The organism is Caldicellulosiruptor acetigenus, from assembly GCF_026914305.1.
Lineage (GTDB): Bacteria > Bacillota > Thermoanaerobacteria > Caldicellulosiruptorales > Caldicellulosiruptoraceae > Caldicellulosiruptor > Caldicellulosiruptor acetigenus.
In genome coordinates this window covers 1703532-1721662 of the sequence record NZ_CP113866.1, presented here as the reverse complement: position 1 = coordinate 1721662, position 18131 = coordinate 1703532, and the positions used below count along the sequence as shown (strand labels likewise).

Annotated in this window: 17 protein-coding genes, 1 tRNA gene and 1 pseudogene; 13 read left to right on the top strand and 6 right to left on the bottom strand. The window is 34.3% G+C overall.

Going from position 1 to position 18131, the window contains the following annotated elements:
• Positions 1-10 precede the first annotated feature (10 nt).
• Both OTK01_RS08565 and OTK01_RS08560 read right to left on the bottom strand, forming a co-directional pair.
• Positions 11-859 (bottom strand): hypothetical protein, encoded by an 849-nt coding sequence (locus tag OTK01_RS08565; RefSeq protein WP_029228195.1) that lies wholly within the window; start codon positions 857-859, stop codon positions 11-13.
• A gap of 25 nt (positions 860-884) precedes the next feature.
• Complete coding sequence (locus tag OTK01_RS08560; RefSeq protein ID WP_029228196.1) at positions 885-1850, bottom strand: S8 family peptidase; 966 nt, start codon at positions 1848-1850, stop codon at positions 885-887.
• A 308-nt stretch (positions 1851-2158) separates the two neighbouring features.
• Between OTK01_RS08560 and OTK01_RS08555 the strand changes: the two genes are divergently transcribed.
• Entirely contained in the window at positions 2159-2863 is a 705-nt protein-coding gene (locus OTK01_RS08555) for a hypothetical protein (RefSeq protein ID WP_014042023.1), read from the top strand.
• A gap of 360 nt (positions 2864-3223) precedes the next feature.
• Here the strand turns inward: OTK01_RS08555 and OTK01_RS08550 are convergent.
• A pseudogene (locus OTK01_RS08550) lies at positions 3224-3660 on the bottom strand (MMPL family transporter); the annotation flags it as partial.
• Between the two features lie 210 nt (positions 3661-3870).
• Positions 3871-3945: transfer RNA gene (locus OTK01_RS08545), tRNA-Thr, on the bottom strand.
• A 112-nt stretch (positions 3946-4057) separates the two neighbouring features.
• Between OTK01_RS08545 and OTK01_RS08540 the strand changes: the two genes are divergently transcribed.
• Positions 4058-4954 carry a damage-control phosphatase ARMT1 family protein gene (locus OTK01_RS08540; protein WP_029228197.1) on the top strand — a complete coding sequence of 299 codons (897 nt, stop codon included), beginning with the start codon at positions 4058-4060 and terminating at the stop codon, positions 4952-4954.
• A 20-nt stretch (positions 4955-4974) separates the two neighbouring features.
• Here OTK01_RS08540 and OTK01_RS08535 read toward each other — a convergent pair whose 3' ends face one another.
• Together OTK01_RS08535 and OTK01_RS08530 are read right to left on the bottom strand one after the other, a co-directional pair.
• Positions 4975-6291: a histone deacetylase family protein gene (locus OTK01_RS08535; protein ID WP_029228198.1), complete on the bottom strand. Its 1317-nt coding sequence runs from the start codon at positions 6289-6291 to the stop codon at positions 4975-4977.
• Between the two features lie 21 nt (positions 6292-6312).
• Positions 6313-7953, bottom strand: coding sequence for a hydantoinase/oxoprolinase family protein (locus tag OTK01_RS08530; RefSeq protein ID WP_029228199.1), 1641 nt, complete (start codon positions 7951-7953; stop codon positions 6313-6315).
• 172 nt (positions 7954-8125) lie between these two features.
• On the opposite strand from OTK01_RS08530, the gene OTK01_RS08525 reads away from it, so the two are divergent.
• From OTK01_RS08525 to rlmN, 11 genes are read left to right on the top strand one after another with little or no spacing between them, the layout of a single operon-like run.
• Entirely contained in the window at positions 8126-9007 is an 882-nt protein-coding gene (locus OTK01_RS08525) for a YicC/YloC family endoribonuclease (RefSeq protein ID WP_013432341.1), read from the top strand.
• Positions 9008-9038: 31 nt separating this feature from the next.
• Positions 9039-9329, top strand: coding sequence for an extracellular matrix/biofilm regulator RemA (gene remA, locus OTK01_RS08520; protein WP_029228200.1), 291 nt, complete (start codon positions 9039-9041; stop codon positions 9327-9329).
• The gene (gene gmk / locus OTK01_RS08515) at positions 9326-9925 is read left to right on the top strand and encodes a guanylate kinase (RefSeq protein ID WP_013432343.1); all 600 of its coding nucleotides are present in this window, start codon (positions 9326-9328) and stop codon (positions 9923-9925) included. Before remA ends, gmk begins: the two co-directional genes overlap by 4 nt.
• A 7-nt stretch (positions 9926-9932) precedes the next feature.
• Entirely contained in the window at positions 9933-10166 is a 234-nt protein-coding gene (rpoZ, locus tag OTK01_RS08510) for a DNA-directed RNA polymerase subunit omega (RefSeq protein ID WP_013403576.1), read from the top strand.
• Positions 10150-11352, top strand: a complete 1203-nt coding sequence (gene coaBC / locus OTK01_RS08505) for a bifunctional phosphopantothenoylcysteine decarboxylase/phosphopantothenate--cysteine ligase CoaBC (RefSeq protein WP_029228201.1) — start codon at positions 10150-10152, stop codon at positions 11350-11352. Before rpoZ ends, coaBC begins: the two co-directional genes overlap by 17 nt.
• Positions 11353-11393: 41 nt before the next feature.
• Complete coding sequence (priA, locus tag OTK01_RS08500; protein WP_029228202.1) at positions 11394-13568, top strand: replication restart helicase PriA; 2175 nt, start codon at positions 11394-11396, stop codon at positions 13566-13568.
• A 27-nt stretch (positions 13569-13595) separates the two neighbouring features.
• Positions 13596-14096: a peptide deformylase gene (def, locus tag OTK01_RS08495; protein ID WP_013432346.1), complete on the top strand. Its 501-nt coding sequence runs from the start codon at positions 13596-13598 to the stop codon at positions 14094-14096.
• 48 nt (positions 14097-14144) lie between these two features.
• On the top strand, positions 14145-15074 hold the full coding sequence (gene fmt / locus OTK01_RS08490; protein WP_029228203.1) for a methionyl-tRNA formyltransferase: 930 nt from the start codon (positions 14145-14147) through the stop codon (positions 15072-15074).
• 22 nt (positions 15075-15096) lie between these two features.
• Positions 15097-15792 (top strand): zinc metallopeptidase, encoded by a 696-nt coding sequence (locus tag OTK01_RS08485; protein ID WP_029228204.1) that lies wholly within the window; start codon positions 15097-15099, stop codon positions 15790-15792.
• Positions 15793-15794: 2 nt separating this feature from the next.
• On the top strand, positions 15795-17090 hold the full coding sequence (gene rsmB / locus OTK01_RS08480; RefSeq protein ID WP_084694633.1) for a 16S rRNA (cytosine(967)-C(5))-methyltransferase RsmB: 1296 nt from the start codon (positions 15795-15797) through the stop codon (positions 17088-17090).
• A 5-nt stretch (positions 17091-17095) separates the two neighbouring features.
• Positions 17096-18130, top strand: a complete 1035-nt coding sequence (rlmN, locus tag OTK01_RS08475) for a dual-specificity RNA methyltransferase RlmN (RefSeq protein ID WP_013432350.1) — start codon at positions 17096-17098, stop codon at positions 18128-18130.
• The last annotated feature ends 1 nt before the right edge of the window (position 18131 follow it).

Below are 18131 nucleotides of genomic sequence, written 5' to 3'. Positions count from 1 at the left end.
AAAATTTATTTTATGGGAAGAAAATATGGCAAGGTAATTTATACGAAGAGTTTGATGATGGTGATAATATTTCATATACGTGATAGTGATAAAAATAAATAGAACTTTGACCTTCTTTTTCAGGTCCTCTTATAAAACCGCCAAATGGAAATGAGTTTGCTACATTTTGTGCAAGTTTTCTGGCTAAATCTCTATTTTTGCAAAAAACATCAAGATTAAAATTGTATACTCTGGAGAATGCCGTTGGATAGTCTATTGCTGGACCGATATAAAGAATACCATTTTTTATTGCTGCTTTATAATATTCATATTTATTATTTTTGACGTTTTCAATTACCTCACTTGCCTCTACGTATTTCTCTCCAAATAATTCAATTACTTTACCAATTAGCAAAAGAGAAGCTATTAAAGCTTCTGCGAGACCTAAGGCTATTGGGATAGCAATTGCAAACTGAGCCGTAACAGTATCCGAATCACCAATATTATACTCTTCATTTGTCTTTTCATCAATCAATTTTGCTTTTAAATTTTCACCATCAAAGTATTCTACTTTTACAGAAAAGTTTTTTTCTTCATTTAGACTTAAATTGTCCAAACTTTTATCAAACTTTTTAGTGTTAAGTGGCTTGACTTTTAATTTTATCTCATTTGTATCTTTGTCAAACGTAGCAATATACTTATATCCTTCGTACTCTGCTTCTGCTCTCTTGATTTTTTTATCGGCATCGTAGATTTTTATTTTATCTTTCCAAACATCATATCTTGGTTTTGCAAAGCTGACAGAATTGATAGGCAAAAAGGTTAATATAAAGCTAATACAAACAATGATAGCTAATATTCTCTTCATTTTGTTTTTCATTTTTAACACCCCTCCGAATTCTTTTTCATTTGAATCTCACAAGACCATAACCAAATATATTATCTTTACCTTTTTCACCCAGATCCTTGGATAATTTTATTAGCACGTTATAAATTTTGTCTTTATTAATGCCATATTTAGGATTTAATCCCCACTTTTCTGGTTTGCTTAAAATAAGAGCAATCATTCCTGTTAAGTGGGCAGCAGCAACTGAGTTTCCACTTGAGAGTTTGTAAGTTTTATTTACACTGGTTGACAAAATATTTTCGCCGTAAGAGCAAAAATCAATTTTTCCCTGGGCAGAAAACTGCGATATTTGATTTTTATAGTTGACAGAAGCAACAGAGATAACTTCGGGATAAGAAGCAGGGAAGCCTGCTTTTCTGCCAAATGAATTTCTCGCCGAAGCAACAATGATTATTCCGTGTTTTGTTGCTTGTTTAGTAATTTTTCGTAGTCTTGAGTTATCAGATGATGTAGAAAAACTCATGTTTACAATGTTAATTTTGTTTTTTATACACCAGTCAAGAGCACGTATTACCGAATCAACTTTTCCTTCAAGTTTTTTATTTAAGATTTTTAAGATGTAGATTTCAGCTTCAGGTGCGATGCCGACAATACCAAAGTTGTTATTTTGAGCTGCGATTATACCAGTGATAAAAGTTCCGTGTCCTGTTTCATCCAAGGCAGGTTTGTTTGGTTCTATAAAGTTAATAGTTTTGATAATATTTGCATGTTTTAAATCAGGATGATTTAGGTCGATGCCGGAATCCAGAATAGCAATTTTTACGTGTTTGCCTTTGGTAAATTTCCATGTTTTTGTGATACCAAGTTTTTTATAGCTCCAGGGAACAATTTGCTTTTTGGAAGCTTGCAGATGGTTTTGGGAGAAGATTTTCTTATGGATGTAGTTGTTAGCAACAAGTGTTGATATTAATATTACAAAGATAACACCTATTAGTACTAAAAGTTTTTTATGTTTGTGCGACAACTTAGAACCTCCCAGCAAAATAAATAGGATTAAAGTATTTAAGAGGTGTTAAGTATAGCGATAGTCATCAACCCCTTTCAATGGATGAAATAACTATAAATACTTATAACAAAAAAAACGCAATAGGCAAATTAAATAAATTTTTACATCTTCATATAGAAAGTTTAAACAATATAATTGTATTTTTATACTTGGCGTAAAGTTTTTATAGAATTTGAGATGAGAAAAAACTATTCCTCTTAGCAAAGAAGATAGAATAGTATAAAATAATCAAGAAGACAAATGGTAAAATGTAAAGGAGTGGAAATATGAAAATAAAAATATTTTTAATGATTTTGTTTTTTATTCTTTTTGGAGTAATACTTTTTTTTGGTAATGGAGAACCAAAATACTTTATAGTTTTTCTTCTTGCTTTTTTTCCAATTGGTACTTTTTTAATTTTGGCAGGTGCGTATAAATTTCTTATCTTGTTTTTTCAAAAGAAAGGCGATACTCAAAATATTAGTAGAATTAAAAAGTGGGTTGATAAAAATCTAAATTTTATATTAAAAATGATTATTTATCATTTTGTTTGTATTTTGATATTCATAATTTATACCTCAGCCGCATGGGATGGTTTATTAAATTCATCTTCTATTGATTCTTTTGTTATATACACACCAATACTAATTTATGAGATTAGAAACAATAGTTTTGTTTTAGTCCTTATATTGTTTTACATTTTTGCTCTTCCGTTTTGGATATCAATCGATATTTACATTTACAGTGTAGGATTTTTGATAACTTTTATTCAATACAAAATAAACATACTTAAGTTTAATACCAAAATGGTAGGTCCATCATCTCCATGGGAATATTGTATAGCAAATTTTTTGCAATTCGAGTCACCATTAACTATTATAAACACTATTTTGCTCTATCTTTTTACACTAATTTTAACGATGACTATTATTAAATTATCTTATAAACTTATGTCCTGCTTTAAGTATATTAAAAACAATAAAAATACTTGAATAGTAAATAATTCAAAAAAACTCAAATATAAAAAAGAACTGAGGAAATGGGCAAAAACATTCCTCGAGCCCTTGTATACTATCCTAAATTTATATATAAACTTTCTCATTTGCAAAAGGCAATTGGCAAACTGCTATATTCATTAATATTCTCCTTGGCACTTTTACCTCAATTTTACTTTGCTAATTTCTATTCTGTCAAACTTGTTTTTTTAAGTTAATTTTATACAATTTTTAGCTATTAGCTCTCTCTTTCTTTAAATATCTTTAAATTTCTTTAATTTTCTCACATTTTTATGTAAATAAAAAGCTGCTCCCCTTCCCTTGGAAGCAGCTTTCTAATTTTTTCGAAGATGCTTTTTAGATTATATCCCTTTTTATTCTCATCAAAGTATTGTACAAAAACGGCAGCAGGAAAAATGTAAGCAAAAGAAGACCTATAACAACGCAGATGGGAACCTGCATAAGCGTTAAAATCCCAGATAGCAGCATTGCTGCAAATGTGCCGGCTAAAATTATCACTTCCGATTTTACTACATGTCCTATATTTGCTGAGGTAAGTCTCAGTAGTTCGTTTATCTCTAAGTCTTTATTATATTAATAAACTTTATCAGTTAAAATATCATGTAGTCTATTTCAAGATCTAATAACACAACAAAGGTTAAAAATTGCATGCTCTAGCTGAGTACTTCATACTTGAAAATGCCTTTAAAAATCATCTCAATGATAGACAGTGTAAGGTAGTAATCGATAAATATTATTACTAACATTACAACGACATTAAAAATTGAACTTGAAGCATGTATTATTTAATCTAATTTTACTTTTTAATAAAGCTGCAGTAATGAAATTAAATCATTTATTTGAGCAGACAAGTATAAAGGGCAACTACTCCTAAGACAGTGGAGTAGTTGCCCCAAAATTTTACAGTTTCTCGGGTAGCTGTAATGTAGCTTTAGAAAACACACTTGTTGTATTTTACCTATCCCAAAATTCTTGATTTTTACTGGAGCTCCATGGGGGATTCGAACCCCCGACCGGTCGATTACGAATCGACTGCTCTGCCACTGAGCTAATGGAGCGTGTGTGACATATACAATTATAATATTCTTCTTGACAACAAATCAAGAGTTATTAATACTTTATTTTGTAGCTTGGCTAAAGAATTTAACTTCAAAAGGAGTGAGCTTTAAATTGAAGAGTCTTGTTGATTGCATTCACTGCTATCTAAAACAGGCAGTTTCATGTATGGAGATGATAAAAGTTCCCGATGAAAAAAAGATAGAAGTGCTCTATAATCTCATGGACTTCATAAAAACTTTGGAGCCTTCTGCCTCACCAGCGTATAACTCTTCACTTGTGCTGCTTAAGACATATGAGTTTATAAATAACCCAGACCCGTACTATGAAGCCAAAAAGTCCTCGAACAAATTGGCACTTGAACTGTATCCAAAAGTGAAAGAAAAGGTGCAAACAGCAGCTGATACTCTTTATGAAGCGTTAAAAGTTTCTGTTGCGGGCAATGTTATTGATTTGGGGATTCAAAGAAGCTTTGATATTGACAAAGAACTTGAGCACGCGTTTGATTTTGGATTTTGGATTGATGACTATCCTCTTTTGAAAGAAAAAATTGAAAAGGCAAAAGATGTAATAATTGTTGGAGACAATGCAGGTGAGATTGTGTTTGATAAGATATTGGTAGAAATCTTGAATGAAATGGGGAAAAACGTTTATTACATTGTAAAGTCTGGACCTGTTCTCAACGATGCCACAAGAGAAGATGCAAAGGAAGTTTCTATGGAAAAAATAGCAAATGTTGTTGAGAGCGGAGCAGCGCTTTTGGGGGTACCAAAAGACTTTGTTTCTGAGCAAGTCAAAAATCTTATATCTACTGCTGATGTGATTATTTCAAAAGGGCAGGCAAACTTTGAGACTGTGGATGACTTTGAAGATGTTCAAGCCAATGTTTTTTATCTTTTGAAAATAAAGTGTGAGTATTTAGCCAAAAAACTAAAATTCAAGCAGGGCAGCTTGGTGCTCATAAATGGTGAAAAGTTAAAAGAGAGAAAGCAAAAGTATCTTGTAATGTAAAACAAAAAACATAAAAATTTTTATGATGGCTTTCTGAAAAATTCAAAGCTCTTTTTATCCTGTAAAAGTACATGAGAATAGTTTCCAACCTCAGTATTTTCAAAGAGCTTGTGACCTTCATTTTGACAGTCATTGCATGCATCGTGTGGAATTACTATGGCTAAAACCCTATATCCCAAACAAAAAGAGTCTATTAATATTAGACCTGAGCATTTTTTGCAGATTTTTATTTTTTCAAGCTGATTTTCTCTGAATCCCATTGTGTCATAATAAATAGATTTTTTTCTCGCATAATAATCTTGATGTACCATTTTGACTTTGTATTCTCTTTCTTCTTTTGATTTCCATATACTGTATACTTGTTCGCAAAGCCGCTTGATGTAATCAGTTGTTCTTTGAGATTGTTTAAGTCTTTCAGGATTGTAATCAGGTTCTTTTATGTTCGAATAATCAATACCCGCAAGTGCAAATATTATACCCAAATTGACGTATGGAAGAGCACTTTCAATAGAATATCCGCCTTCTAACACAGAAATATTTGGACTTAGCTTTTCTGTAAGTTTTGCGTACCCTTGAGCAGAAAAGTTCATGTTTGTTAGTGGGTCAGAATAATGGTTGTCCTGCCCTGCTGAGTTTATTATGATGTCAGGCTTGAATTCTTCTAAAACAGGAATGATAAGATTGTCTAAGCAGTACAAAAATCCTTCATCAGATGTATAGGGTGGCAGAGGCAGATTCAAAGTATAACCAATTGCCGAGGGCCCACCTATTTCGTCTGTAAAACCAGTTCCGGGATATAGGGTTGTGCCATCCTGGTGCAGAGAAATAAACAAGACATCTTTGTCGTTCCAAAAGATATCCTGCGTTCCATCACCATGATGACAGTCAGTGTCTATTATTGCTATCTTTTTGATTTTATATTCTTTTCTTAGATATTCCACCATTATCGCCTCATTGTTTATAATGCAAAATCCCCTGTCTCCATATGTTACTCTGTGTGCATGATGACCGGGTGGTCGGATAAGAGCAAATCCTTTTTCTACTTCTTTTGACAGAACTTTTTGGGCAATAGTTATTGCTGAGCCTGCAGCTATTTTGTGAGATACGGTAACAATTGAGGAAATAGTAGGGATACAAAAATGGGTCATCTCTATATATTTTGAGGCAACCATTTCGGGATTGAAAATTTTTATATTTTCATAGTCAAAAAGCCCCTCTTCTTCTATCTGGTCAATTGTATACAAAAGTCTTTCTTCTCTTTCAGGATGCGTTGGAGAGATTCTCCAGTCAAAGGCAGGAAAGAGTATGAGCCCTAAACTATTTTTAGCTTTTAACATCTTGTTTCACTCCCCAAAAAATCAATCTCTCAAATTTAAAAGCTTGGGTTTTAACTGAGCTTTAATTCTAATCATTCTTCCGCAGAATCTAAAACTTCTTATCATATTAAAAGAGCTTTCATCCACAATCTCTACATCATCTTGATTCTTAACTTCTCTGGACTTTAAGACCTTTTCAATTAAAACCTTCTTTGCCTGCTCAATAGTAAAATCTGCAGGAATACTTTGATATATATTTAACTCTGGTATTACCAACTTGCCCTGGATAGTGTCTGCAACTAAGTTGTACTCTTTTGAGATTGAGCCAATCGCACAACCAATTGCATTTGCAACCATGTAATGTTTCGGGACTTCAACTTTTATTTTGAGCTCGTTCTCTAAATGAGGTTTTAAAAGCTGAGCCGGTCCACCAATTAGAATTATCTTCTGAGGTGCGAATTTCTCTCCGTACAAGAGTTTATTTATGGTATAAACTGGAAGATTATTGATGTATTCAATTCCCTCTTTTATTTTTTCTTCTATCATTGCTACTGCCCTGCTTATCACCAATTTACAAAAGTTTTCTTGGCTTATATTCAGCTGAGAAGATAAAGATTTTAAACCAGCATTTATAGAATTTTCATAACAGGAATTTGAAAATTGAAGAATATCGTAAAAAGTAATAAACTCATTTTTGCCTTTTTCATACCATCTTTTTGTTTCTGGTCCTATCTTAACTGTATCATCTACTATTTTAACAACACTTTCTGCCCCCAGCCCTACAGATCGTGAATATATTGCTCTTACTAATGTAGGATACTTTCCGATTTTTGCTCCATATGGTTCAAGAACAAGATTGCCGTTTGACAAGAAAGCGATGTCGGTTGTTGTTCCACCAATGTCAATTATAATTGCATTTTTCGCAAAATTAGATAGGACAAATCCGCCTTGAGCGGATGCAGCTGGACCTGAGAGAATAGAGAATATCGGAAAACATTCGATATTTTGCAAGTTTACAATTCCACCATCAGGTTTTTGAATAAATATCTTTTCAAGAGGGATTTTTCTTTCTTGTGAAAATGCTAAAATGCTTTTGTAAAACATATTAAATATACTATAAACTGCACAGTTTAGGTATGTTGAAAAAACTCTTCGTGGAAAATTGAGTTTACCAGAAAGTTTGTAGCCAACTGACACAAATTTAAAGTTGTATTCTTTAGCTGCCTCATATACAGCAAGTTCATGCTGTGGATTTCGAACAGAAAACTTGCCAACAATGCCCAAGTTTTCTATACCTTCTTGTTTAAAGTTTTGCAAAGCGCTCTTTACGCTTTCGATATTTACTGGTTTTACCTCTATGCCTCTGTTATTTATATATCCATCTGCAAAAAAATTCATATCGCCGCACATCAAAAACTCAGGGTTTGCTCCAATACCGTTTTCTATTATCATTCCAACCTTATCCAAGTTATTTTGAACTATTGCATTGGTGGTAACGGTTGTACTTAGTGTAATTCTTTCAAGATTTAAAATCATTTCATCAGATATAAACTGGTTTAAGCTTTCTAATACAGAATCTATTAAATTTCTACCGCGTTCAAATTTTTTAAATGCAACAACTTTTCCGTTTTCTATTGCTACTGTGTCAATTGTTGTTCCACCAACATCAAGACCTACTATCATTTTTAACTTCACCTTGCTTTTCAAAAATGTGTTTGACTTCAACTAATATTATAACCCTTTCTTGATTTTATGGGTAAAAATACTTTAAAATAGATAGTAGTCAAGTAGAATTGTTATTTTTTCTTCCATGAAAGATTTTTTAAATCACGTTGAAAGGATTGGTTGCATTATCATGATTAAAAGTATGACAGGCTACGGTGGATGTAAAAGAATAATAAATGAGAGAGAGTACAGCGTAGACATAAGAAGTGTAAACCACAGATATTTGGAAATAAACTTGAAGATGCCAAAAGAATTTATCAAATTTGAAAATGAGATAAAAAATGTGGTTTCACAGTATATTTGCCGAGGGAAGGTTGATATATACATTAACTTCAAAAGCTTCAGCGAAAAAGACTACAGGATTATTCCTAACATAGGGATAATGAAGCAGTACTTGGAAGCAATAAATAGGGTTAGGGAAAACTTTTCAGAAATTCAGGACGATTTTAGCCTTTCGACTTTTATAAAACTTCCAGATGCCCTTGTGATTGAGACTGAAGAACTTGACGTTGGTACTGTTAAGTCTGAGCTTTTGGATTGTATTGAAGAGGCACTTCAAAATTTAGATAAAATGAGAAAAACAGAGGGTGAAAATCTTAAAAAGGACATTCTGCTGAGATTAGAAAACATTAAAGCTTTGGTGAGCAGAATAGAAGAGTATTCAAAGGATTTGGTTGAAAATTACAGAGAAAAACTTTACAAACGGGTAAGTGAATATTTCGATTTAAAGAGCATTGATGAAAACAGACTTATGCTGGAGATAACTCTGTTTGCTGACAAAAGCGATATAACAGAAGAGCTTGTGAGGCTTAAAAGTCATATAAGTCAGTTTACTGAGTGTTTAGAAGCTGGAGGAAGTATAGGCAAAAAACTTGACTTTATAGTTCAAGAGATGAACAGAGAAACAAATACAATTGGTGCTAAATCTACTATTTTTGAAATCTCACAGTGTGTTGTAGGTCTTAAAGATGAGCTTGAAAAAATTCGTGAACAAGTTCAAAATATTGAATAGAGGTGAGTTTGTTTTGAGTAATAGTGGTAATATAAAACTTATCAATATAGGATTTGGTAATATAGTTTCAGCAAACAGGCTGATAGCAATAGTCAGTCCGGATTCAGCTCCTATAAAAAGAATAATCCAGGAAGCAAGAGAAAGAGGCATGCTCATTGATGCCACATATGGCAGAAGAACAAGAGCGGTAATAATAACTGATGCTGATTATGTAATACTTTCTTCTGTTCAGCCAGAGACCGTGGCACACAGAATTATAGAACCTGAAGAAGAGTTTGAAGAAGAAGATATTGAAGTTGAGAATGAGGATGACAAGAAATGAGAGAGGGACTTTTGATTGTAATATCAGGGCCTGCAGGGACTGGAAAGGGTACAGTTGTTGGAAAGCTTCTTGAGAAAAATCCAAATATTAAGCTTTCAATCTCCAAGACCACGAGAAAGCCGAGGCCAGGGGAAAAAGAGGGTGTGAACTATTTTTTTGTATCGCGCGAGCAATTTGAAGAAGAGATTAAAAATGAAAGATTTTTAGAATATGCTGAGTATAACAATAACTATTATGGTACGCCCAAGGATTTTGTCTTTGAGGCATTGGAAAAGGGCTTTGATGTAATTTTGGAGATTGAAACACAGGGAGCGCTCAAGATTAAAAAAGCCTTTTCGGATGCAGTACTAATATTCTTATTGCCACCATCCATAGAAGAGCTTTATAGAAGACTTGTAAAAAGAGGCACCGAGTCTGAAGATGAAATCAAGGCAAGACTTGAGATTGCCAAGAACGAGATAAAACTTGTGCCAGAGTATGACTATTGTGTTATTAATGACAATGTGGATGATGCTGCTGAAAAGATACAAAAGATTATTGAAGTTGAAAAACTAAAGAGTAGACGATTTGATATACAAAGTTTTTTGAAGGAGTGAATGAAGGATGCTTTTGCGACCAGGGCTTGACGAGCTTTTAAAGTATGTGGACAATAAATATACACTTTCTGTACTTGTTGCAAAGAGGGCAAGACAACTTCTTCAGCAGGCGCAAAAAAAAGTTGACATTACCAATTTTAACTCTGACAAGTATGTTACAATGGCAGTAAATGAGGTTGCCTCTGGGAAGATTTCTTACAAGTACGTAAAGCCGGTGAAAAAGAATGAGATTAAAAAATAAAAATGTTTTAATAGGAATATGTGGTGGGATAGCAGCATACAAGGTGTGCGAGCTTATAAGACTTTTAAAGAAAAATGAAGCAAACGTGAAGGTAATAATGACAAAAAATGCCCAAAAGTTTATAACTCCTTTGACACTGCAAACTCTTTCCCAAAACAAAATTTATACAGATACTTTTGAAAGCGAATATTCATATGATATAGAACATATCTCTCTTACAACGTGGGCAGATATTCTTGTAGTAGCTCCTGCTACTGCAAACATAATTGGGAAATTTGCAAATGGTATTGCAGATGATTTGCTTTCCACCACCTTTTTGGCGTTTGACAAACCTGTGCTGATTGTGCCTGCAATGAATTCTAATATGTTTGAAAATGCTATTGTGAAGCAAAATATTCACAAGCTAAAATCGGTGGGAATAAACTTTGTTGAGCCCGAATCAGGGTTTTTGGCATGCGGTGTGTATGGCAAGGGAAGATATCCAGAAAATCAAAAGATATTGATTGAGATAGAAAAGCTTCTTTGTAACCAAGACTTGGCAGGAAAGAAAGTGCTCATTACTGCAGGACCTACAAGGGAATATTTAGACCCCATCAGGTTTATTTCAAACAGGTCATCTGGCAAAATGGGTTATGCTTTAGCTGAAGAGGCATACAAAAGAGGGGCTCAAGTTACAGTTGTTTCAGGTCCTGTGAGTATCAACACATATGCTGACATAGAAATTATACATGTTCAGACAGCTTCTCAGATGTATCAAAAGGTAAAAGATATTTACGCGCAGTACGATATACTAATCTTTTCTGCAGCTGTAGCAGATTATAGACCTAAAACTACAAACAAAAACAAGATTAAAAAGGAAAACACGGATGAACTGGTTGTTGAGCTTATTAAAAATCCAGATATCTTAAAGTTTGTGGGAGAGAATAAAAAACCGGGTCAAATAATTGTGGGATTTTCAGCAGAGACAGAAAATGTTTTAGAGAACTCTCAAAAGAAATTAGAAGCGAAAAATGCTGATTTGATTGTTGCAAACAATGTGCTTGAAGAAGGTGCAGGGTTTGATGTTGATACAAACATTGTGACACTCATATCAAAAGAAAAGATAGAAAATCTTCCGAAAATGAACAAAAGTGAAGTTGCTAAAAGAATTTTTGACCATGTATTGACTTACCTCTGCAAAGTGTAGCAGAGGTAATAATTTTTAATGGATGGAGTTTGAGTTTTAAGATGATAGCTCAGGTTTGTATCAACTACCAGGATGCCAATGTTGATAAGGTGTTTGATTATTTGGTACCACCACATCTTGAAAATAGCATTGAGATAGGGAAAAGAGTGTATGTCAGCTTTGGAGTTTCAAATAGAATAGTTGAAGGCCTTGTTGTTGGAATAAAGCAAACTACTGATATAGAGGAAAATAAGCTCAAGAGCGTGCTTGCTGTAATTGATAAGTTTTCAATTGTTTCAAAGGAACAGATAGAACTTGCTTTTTCAATGAAAAATTACTATGCGTTGAATTTGGGAGAGGCTTTGTCGCTTGTTATACCTCCTTTTGTGAGCAGCAAACAGATATATAATATCTGTGCCAAAAAGCATGAAGAAAATAGGAACTTGGATGATGATTTAAAAAAGTTGTACGAAAGTATTTTGAAAAAACCGGTGAGCATAAATTCAAAGATTGCAAAAGAGAACAAAGAAAAAATAGTGAAGCTCTTTTTGAAAGGGCTTTTGGAGTTTGATTTGAAGAATTTTGATACGAATGAAAATACTGAGAAAAATCTGCCGCTGGTAGAACCTAATTATAATTTGACTGAAGAACAGCACAAAGCTCTAAATAGTATAATCTCTGCGTTTGATGAAGGAGGATACAGAAATATTCTCTTATTTGGAGTCACAGGAAGTGGAAAAACAGAAGTTTATATAAGAGCGATACAATATGCAATTGAAAAAGGCAAGAGTGTAATATTTATGGTACCAGAAATCTCACTCACACCACAGATGATAGAAAATGTTCAAAATAGAATAGGCAATAAGGTTTTAGTATATCACAGCAAAATGAAAAGTACAGATAGGCTAAATAGTTGGCTTGCTGCCAGAAACAAAGAAGCGGTTGTGGTAATTGGCCCGCGTTCGGCAGTTTTCGCCCCTGTTAATAACCTTGGTCTTATAATTGTCGATGAAGAGCATGAACCAAGCTACAAATCCGAAAAATCGCCGCGGATAAATGCTGTTGAGGTTGCCCAGATGAGAGCAAAGATAAACAATATCCCGATTATATTAGGCTCTGCCACACCTTCTATTGAGCACTATTTTTATGCCAAAAAAGGAAGATACCTTCTTTGTACATTAAAGAACAGAATAAACAAGACCCTGCCAGAAGTTCTAATTGTTGATATGAAAAAAGAAATCTTAGAAGGTAACAAGTCCATTTTTAGTAGGCTTTTGCTGAATGAAATAGAGAACAATTTGCAAAAAGGTGAGCAGGTTCTTCTTTTTTTAAACAGGAGAGGTTATTCTCCAATTGTTATATGCCGTGAGTGCGGTTATGTTTTTATGTGTAAAAACTGCAGCATTTCACTTACATACCACAAAGAGGGATATTTAAAATGTCACTATTGCGGGTATAAAGAGGAATATAGAGGTGTGTGTACAAAATGTAACAGCAGGTATGTCAGACAATATGGTAGTGGCACCCAGAAGATAGAGGAAGAGATAAAAGTGTATTTTAAAGATGCAAGGGTTTTGCGTATGGACAGTGATACAACTTCAAAAAAAGATGCAACTCAGCAGCTTCTAAAAAAGTTCAGGGAAAAAGAGGTAGATATTCTTGTGGGGACGCAGATGATTGCAAAAGGATTGCACTTTCCAGACTTGACCTTGGTGGGAGTTATAGATGCAGATATTCTTTTGAACATGCCAGATTTCAGGAGTAGAGAAAGAACATTTCAACTTCTTACACAGGTTGCAGGAAGGTCTGGCAGGGAAAAGCCAGGAAAAGTTATAATTCAGACTTTTAACCCTGAAGATTACAGCATTGTGTTTGCTTCAAAGCACGACTATGAAAGCTTTTATACTCAGGAGATGAAACTGAGAAAAATGATGGAATATCCACCTTATTCGTACGTAGTCAACTTTGTTGTTGTGGCAAGAGAACAGCATATGGCAAAAAGAGGAATAGAACATGTATATGCTATTCTCAAGGAGTATGAAAATGAAAGTGACATGAAGATTTATGGTCCAAGTGAAAATCCTATCTTTAAAATAGAAAACCAGTACAGGTATCACATACTAGTGAAGTTCAAAAGAGCTGGGCAGATGATTAGTATAGCAAATCTAATCAAAGAAAGATATAATTATAATAACGCGTCGCTTATCATCGACGTAAATCCTTTGGATACACTTTAAAAAACAGGAGGGTTTAAATTTAGACAAATGGCACTGAGAAAGATAAGAACATATGAAGATGAGATACTGCGCAAAAAATCGAAGGTTGTTGAGAAATTTGACCAGCGGCTTTGCCAGCTTCTTGACGATATGAAAGATACCATGTATGAAGCAAACGGCATTGGTCTTGCAGCGCCCCAAGTGGGAGTGCTCAAAAGAGCAGTTGTGATTGATATAGGAGAAGGCGCAATTGAACTTGTAAATCCTGAAATAGAACACAGTGAAGGAAGTGCTGTGGATGTAGAAGGGTGTCTTTCTGTTCCAAATGTCTGGGGTGAGGTTGAAAGACCACAGAAAGTGATAGTAAAAGCTCAGGATAGGTTTGGAAATGAATTTAGACTTGAAGCAGAGGGGCTTTTAGCAAGGGCTGTGTGTCATGAGATAGATCATCTTGATGGGATTTTGTTTGTTGACAAGGTTATACGATTTGTATCTGAAGAGGAGATTGAACAAAGGCGCTCTAAGGGTGAGAAGATGGATTTAGAATAAACTACTTTTCTTTTTAGAAAGGGGAAAGTGAATTTGGACATTGTATTTATGGGGACACCTGAGTTTGCAGTTGATGTTTTACGAAAACTTACTCAAGAGCCGTTTGTCAATTTAAAACTTGTTGTGACCCAACCTGATAAACCTTTTGGAAGAAAGCAAATATTGACAGCACCAGCTGTTAAAGAGTTTGCTCAAAAAGTTGGGATAGAAGTTGTTCAACCAGAAAAACTAAAGAATAACGAGGAGTTTTATGAACTTCTAAAAGAGATAAACCCTGATACAATCGTGGTTGTTGCGTATGGAAAAATTCTTCCCAAAGAAGTGCTTGAGATACCTAAGTATGGTTGCATAAACGTGCATGCATCACTTTTGCCTGAATACAGAGGGGCTGCGCCAATTCAAAGAGTGCTTATGGATGGCAAGGAATATACAGGTGTTACTATAATGAAAATGGACGAGGGATTAGACACAGGAGATATTCTTCTTCAAAAAGAAGTCAAAATTGAAAATAATGATGACATTTTGACACTTTCAAAAAAGCTTGCAGAAGTGGGTAGCCAGCTTTTAATTGAAACTTTGAGGAATATAGAAAGTATAACTCCTGTAAAACAGGACCACAGCAGAGCAACGTACGCACCACCTATAAAAAAGGAAGAAGGAAAAATTGACTGGGATATGTGTGCAAAGGAAATTTATAACAAGTTCAGAGCTCTTAAGATATGGCCAGGGATTTTTACAACTTTCAAAGAAAAACTTTTAAAAATTCACGATATGGAAATTGCTCAAGATAATAAAGACAACATTAATAGTAATGTACCAAATGGTACTGTGGTTGAGATAGATGACAGCAGCATTATAATAAAAGTTAGAGATGGACTGATAAGACTTAAACTTCTTCAGCTTGAAGGTGGAAAAAAGATTGGTGCAAGAGACTTTGTCAATGGGTATAAAATAAAAAGAGGAGATGTTTTAGCCTAAGCTTAAGAGGAGAGGATGAGAAGTGTTTTACTATTTTGACCCTTTGTATCTTGTGTTTGCTATTCCCGCATTTTTGATATCTCTTATAGCTCAAATGAGGGTCCAGATGGTTTTTTCAAAGTATTCCAGAGTCAGAACATTTTCAGGGCTGACAGGTGCCGAGGTTGCCAAAAATATACTGTGGTCCAACGGTATTTATGATGTCAGAGTAGAATATGTACCGGGACTTTTGACAGACCATTACGACCCGCGATTTAGAGTGCTCAGACTATCACAGGGTGTTTTTGATTCCAATTCTGTTGCTGCAGTTGGAGTTGCTGCACATGAGGCAGGGCATGCCATTCAGCACTACCAAAAATATCCGTGGCTGGCTCTTAGAACTGCCATGGTACCTGTTGTGAATATAGGGTCGAATTTGGCTTTTCCGCTTATTTTGATAGGGCTTTTACTGAAGAATGGAGATATATTTATAAATCTTGGAATTTTGCTTTTCAGTTTAGCAGTTGTGTTTACCTTGATTACACTGCCTGTTGAGTTAAATGCCAGCAAAAGGGCTGTAGAGGCGTTAAAAGTATCAGGCGTTATACTTCCTGACGAAGAGATAGCAGTAAAGAAAGTGCTTGGTGCGGCTGCTATGACATATGTTGCAGCAGTATCTGTTGCTATACTTCAGCTTTTATATTATATTAGTTTAGTTCAACGAAGAAGGGATGATTAAAAATTAATACGAGAGAAGCAGCTTTTCTCCTACTGTTTGAGGTTGAAAAGAAAAAGTTTTCTGGTATGGACTCTTTGATGGAAAAATTCCATCAAAAATTAAAAAATGAAAAGGACAGGGCTTTGTTTGTTGAGCTGGTTCATGGTGTTTTGAGATACAAAAACCTTATTGATTACTATATTAATTTTGTTGCAAAAAAAGGAGTAAAGGATAGAAGGATATTAAACATTTTAAGAGTTGCAACATACGAACTTCTTTTTCTTGAAAAGATTCCAGAATATGCAACAGTGAACGAGGCATGTGAAATTGCAAGCAAAATAAGTCCACATTTAAAGGCTTTTGTGAATGCAATTTTGAGAAATATAATCAGAAACAAAAACCAAATAGAAGAGTCATTGGAAAGAATTAAGGATGTGAACTATAAAAGTTATGTCTCAATAAAGCTTTCTTATCCCAGGTTTTTAATAGATTATTTAGAAGAAAGTTATGGACTTGAAAAAACTTTGAAAATTTTGGAATTTTTAAATACGAAACCTTCTCAGAGTATAAAGATAAATACTAAAAAAACCGATGTAAATACTTTAACACAGGAGCTTGAAAAAAACGGATTTAAGTATGAGATTAATTCTCATAACAATGAAATAATCCATGTTTTGAAGGGTAACATAAAGGAAACAGAACTTTATAAGGAAGGCTATTTCTATTTTCAGGATTTGGCATCTTCTCTTGTTGTAAAGTTTAACCAAGAAGATTTTAAAAGAGCAAAGAAAGTGATAGACCTGTGTGCCGCACCAGGTGGAAAGACTTTTAACTGCGCAGAGGTTATAGATGGGTTTGTTGTTGCATGTGATATAAACGAACATAAGCTTGATGTATTGCGAGAAAACATTTTGCGGCTTGGTTTTGATAATATCATTGTTGCAAAAAGTGACGCTGAGGTTTTTAACCCTGATTTTGCCGAAAAATTTGACATTGTGATTGCCGACCTTCCATGTACGGGTTTTGGTGCAATTAGGAAAAAGCCTGATATCAAATGGAACAAAAGTTATCAGGATATTGAGAATCTTCATGAGCTGCAGGTAAGAATACTTGACAATGCCGCAGGCTATTTAAAAAAAGGAGGACTTCTTTTTTATTCTACATGCACCCTGTCAAGAAAAGAAAATGAAGAGACAGTTTTAAAGTTTTTAGACAAGCACAGAGATTTTTCATTGGTATCCCAAATAACCATTTTCCCTGATGAGTTTAAATGTGATGGATTTTTTATAGCTAAACTTAGAAAAGAGGGCGAAAAATAAGGAACATGAAAAGGCTTATAAAGGACTTAACAATAGATGAGTTTAAGATCTGGCTTGAAAGTGTTGGCGAAAAGCCTTTTAGAGCAACCCAGGTTTTTGAGTGGCTTTACAAGAAAAATGCTACTGATGTAATGCAATTTACAAATCTTCCCCTTGAACTTCGAAAAAAGATTGAGGATGAGTTTTTGATAAACTCTTTACAGATTTTGAAATATCAAAGTGATGGAGAGAGTATAAAATTCCTGTTTGAACTTTGCGATAAAAATGGAGTTGAAAGCGTGTTTCTACCTTATCGGTATGGGAATGCAATATGCGTCTCAACACAAGTTGGATGCAAAATGAACTGCAGGTTTTGTGCCTCTACCATAGGCGGGTTTGTAAGAAACCTTTCGCCAGGAGAGATGGTTGACCAGATAATCAATGCAGAAAACTTTACAGGCAAAAGAATAACAAATGTGGTTCTGATGGGAAGTGGCGAGCCATTTGACAACATTGAAAATGTGTTTAAATTTATTGAGATAATAAACTCAAAAGAGGGGAAGAACATAGGGGCAAGGCATATCACCATTTCCACAGTTGGCATAGTTGAAGGAATTTATAGGCTCTGTGATTTTCCAAAACAAGTAAACCTTGCAATATCTCTGCATGCCCCAAATAATAGCCTGAGAGACAAGCTTGTTCCGATAAACAAAAAGTATCCTGTTGAAGATATTATGAAAGCAGTTGATTACTACATTAAAAGGACTAATAGAAGAGTTACTTTTGAGTACGCCCTGATAGATGGGGTAAATGATTCTATTGAATGTGCTCAAGAGCTTGGCAAGATGCTAAAAGGTAAGCTTGTACATGTAAACTTGATTCCTGTAAACCCTGTTGAAGAAAAAGGCTTCAGAAGACCTTCAAAGGAAAAAATAAAAGCATTTTTTGAAACCTTAAGATCATATCAGATTCAAGTTACAATCAGAAGAGAGCTTGGCAGTAGTATATCTGCAGCGTGCGGACAGCTGAGAAGACGATATTTTAACATTTCAGAAAAGTAGG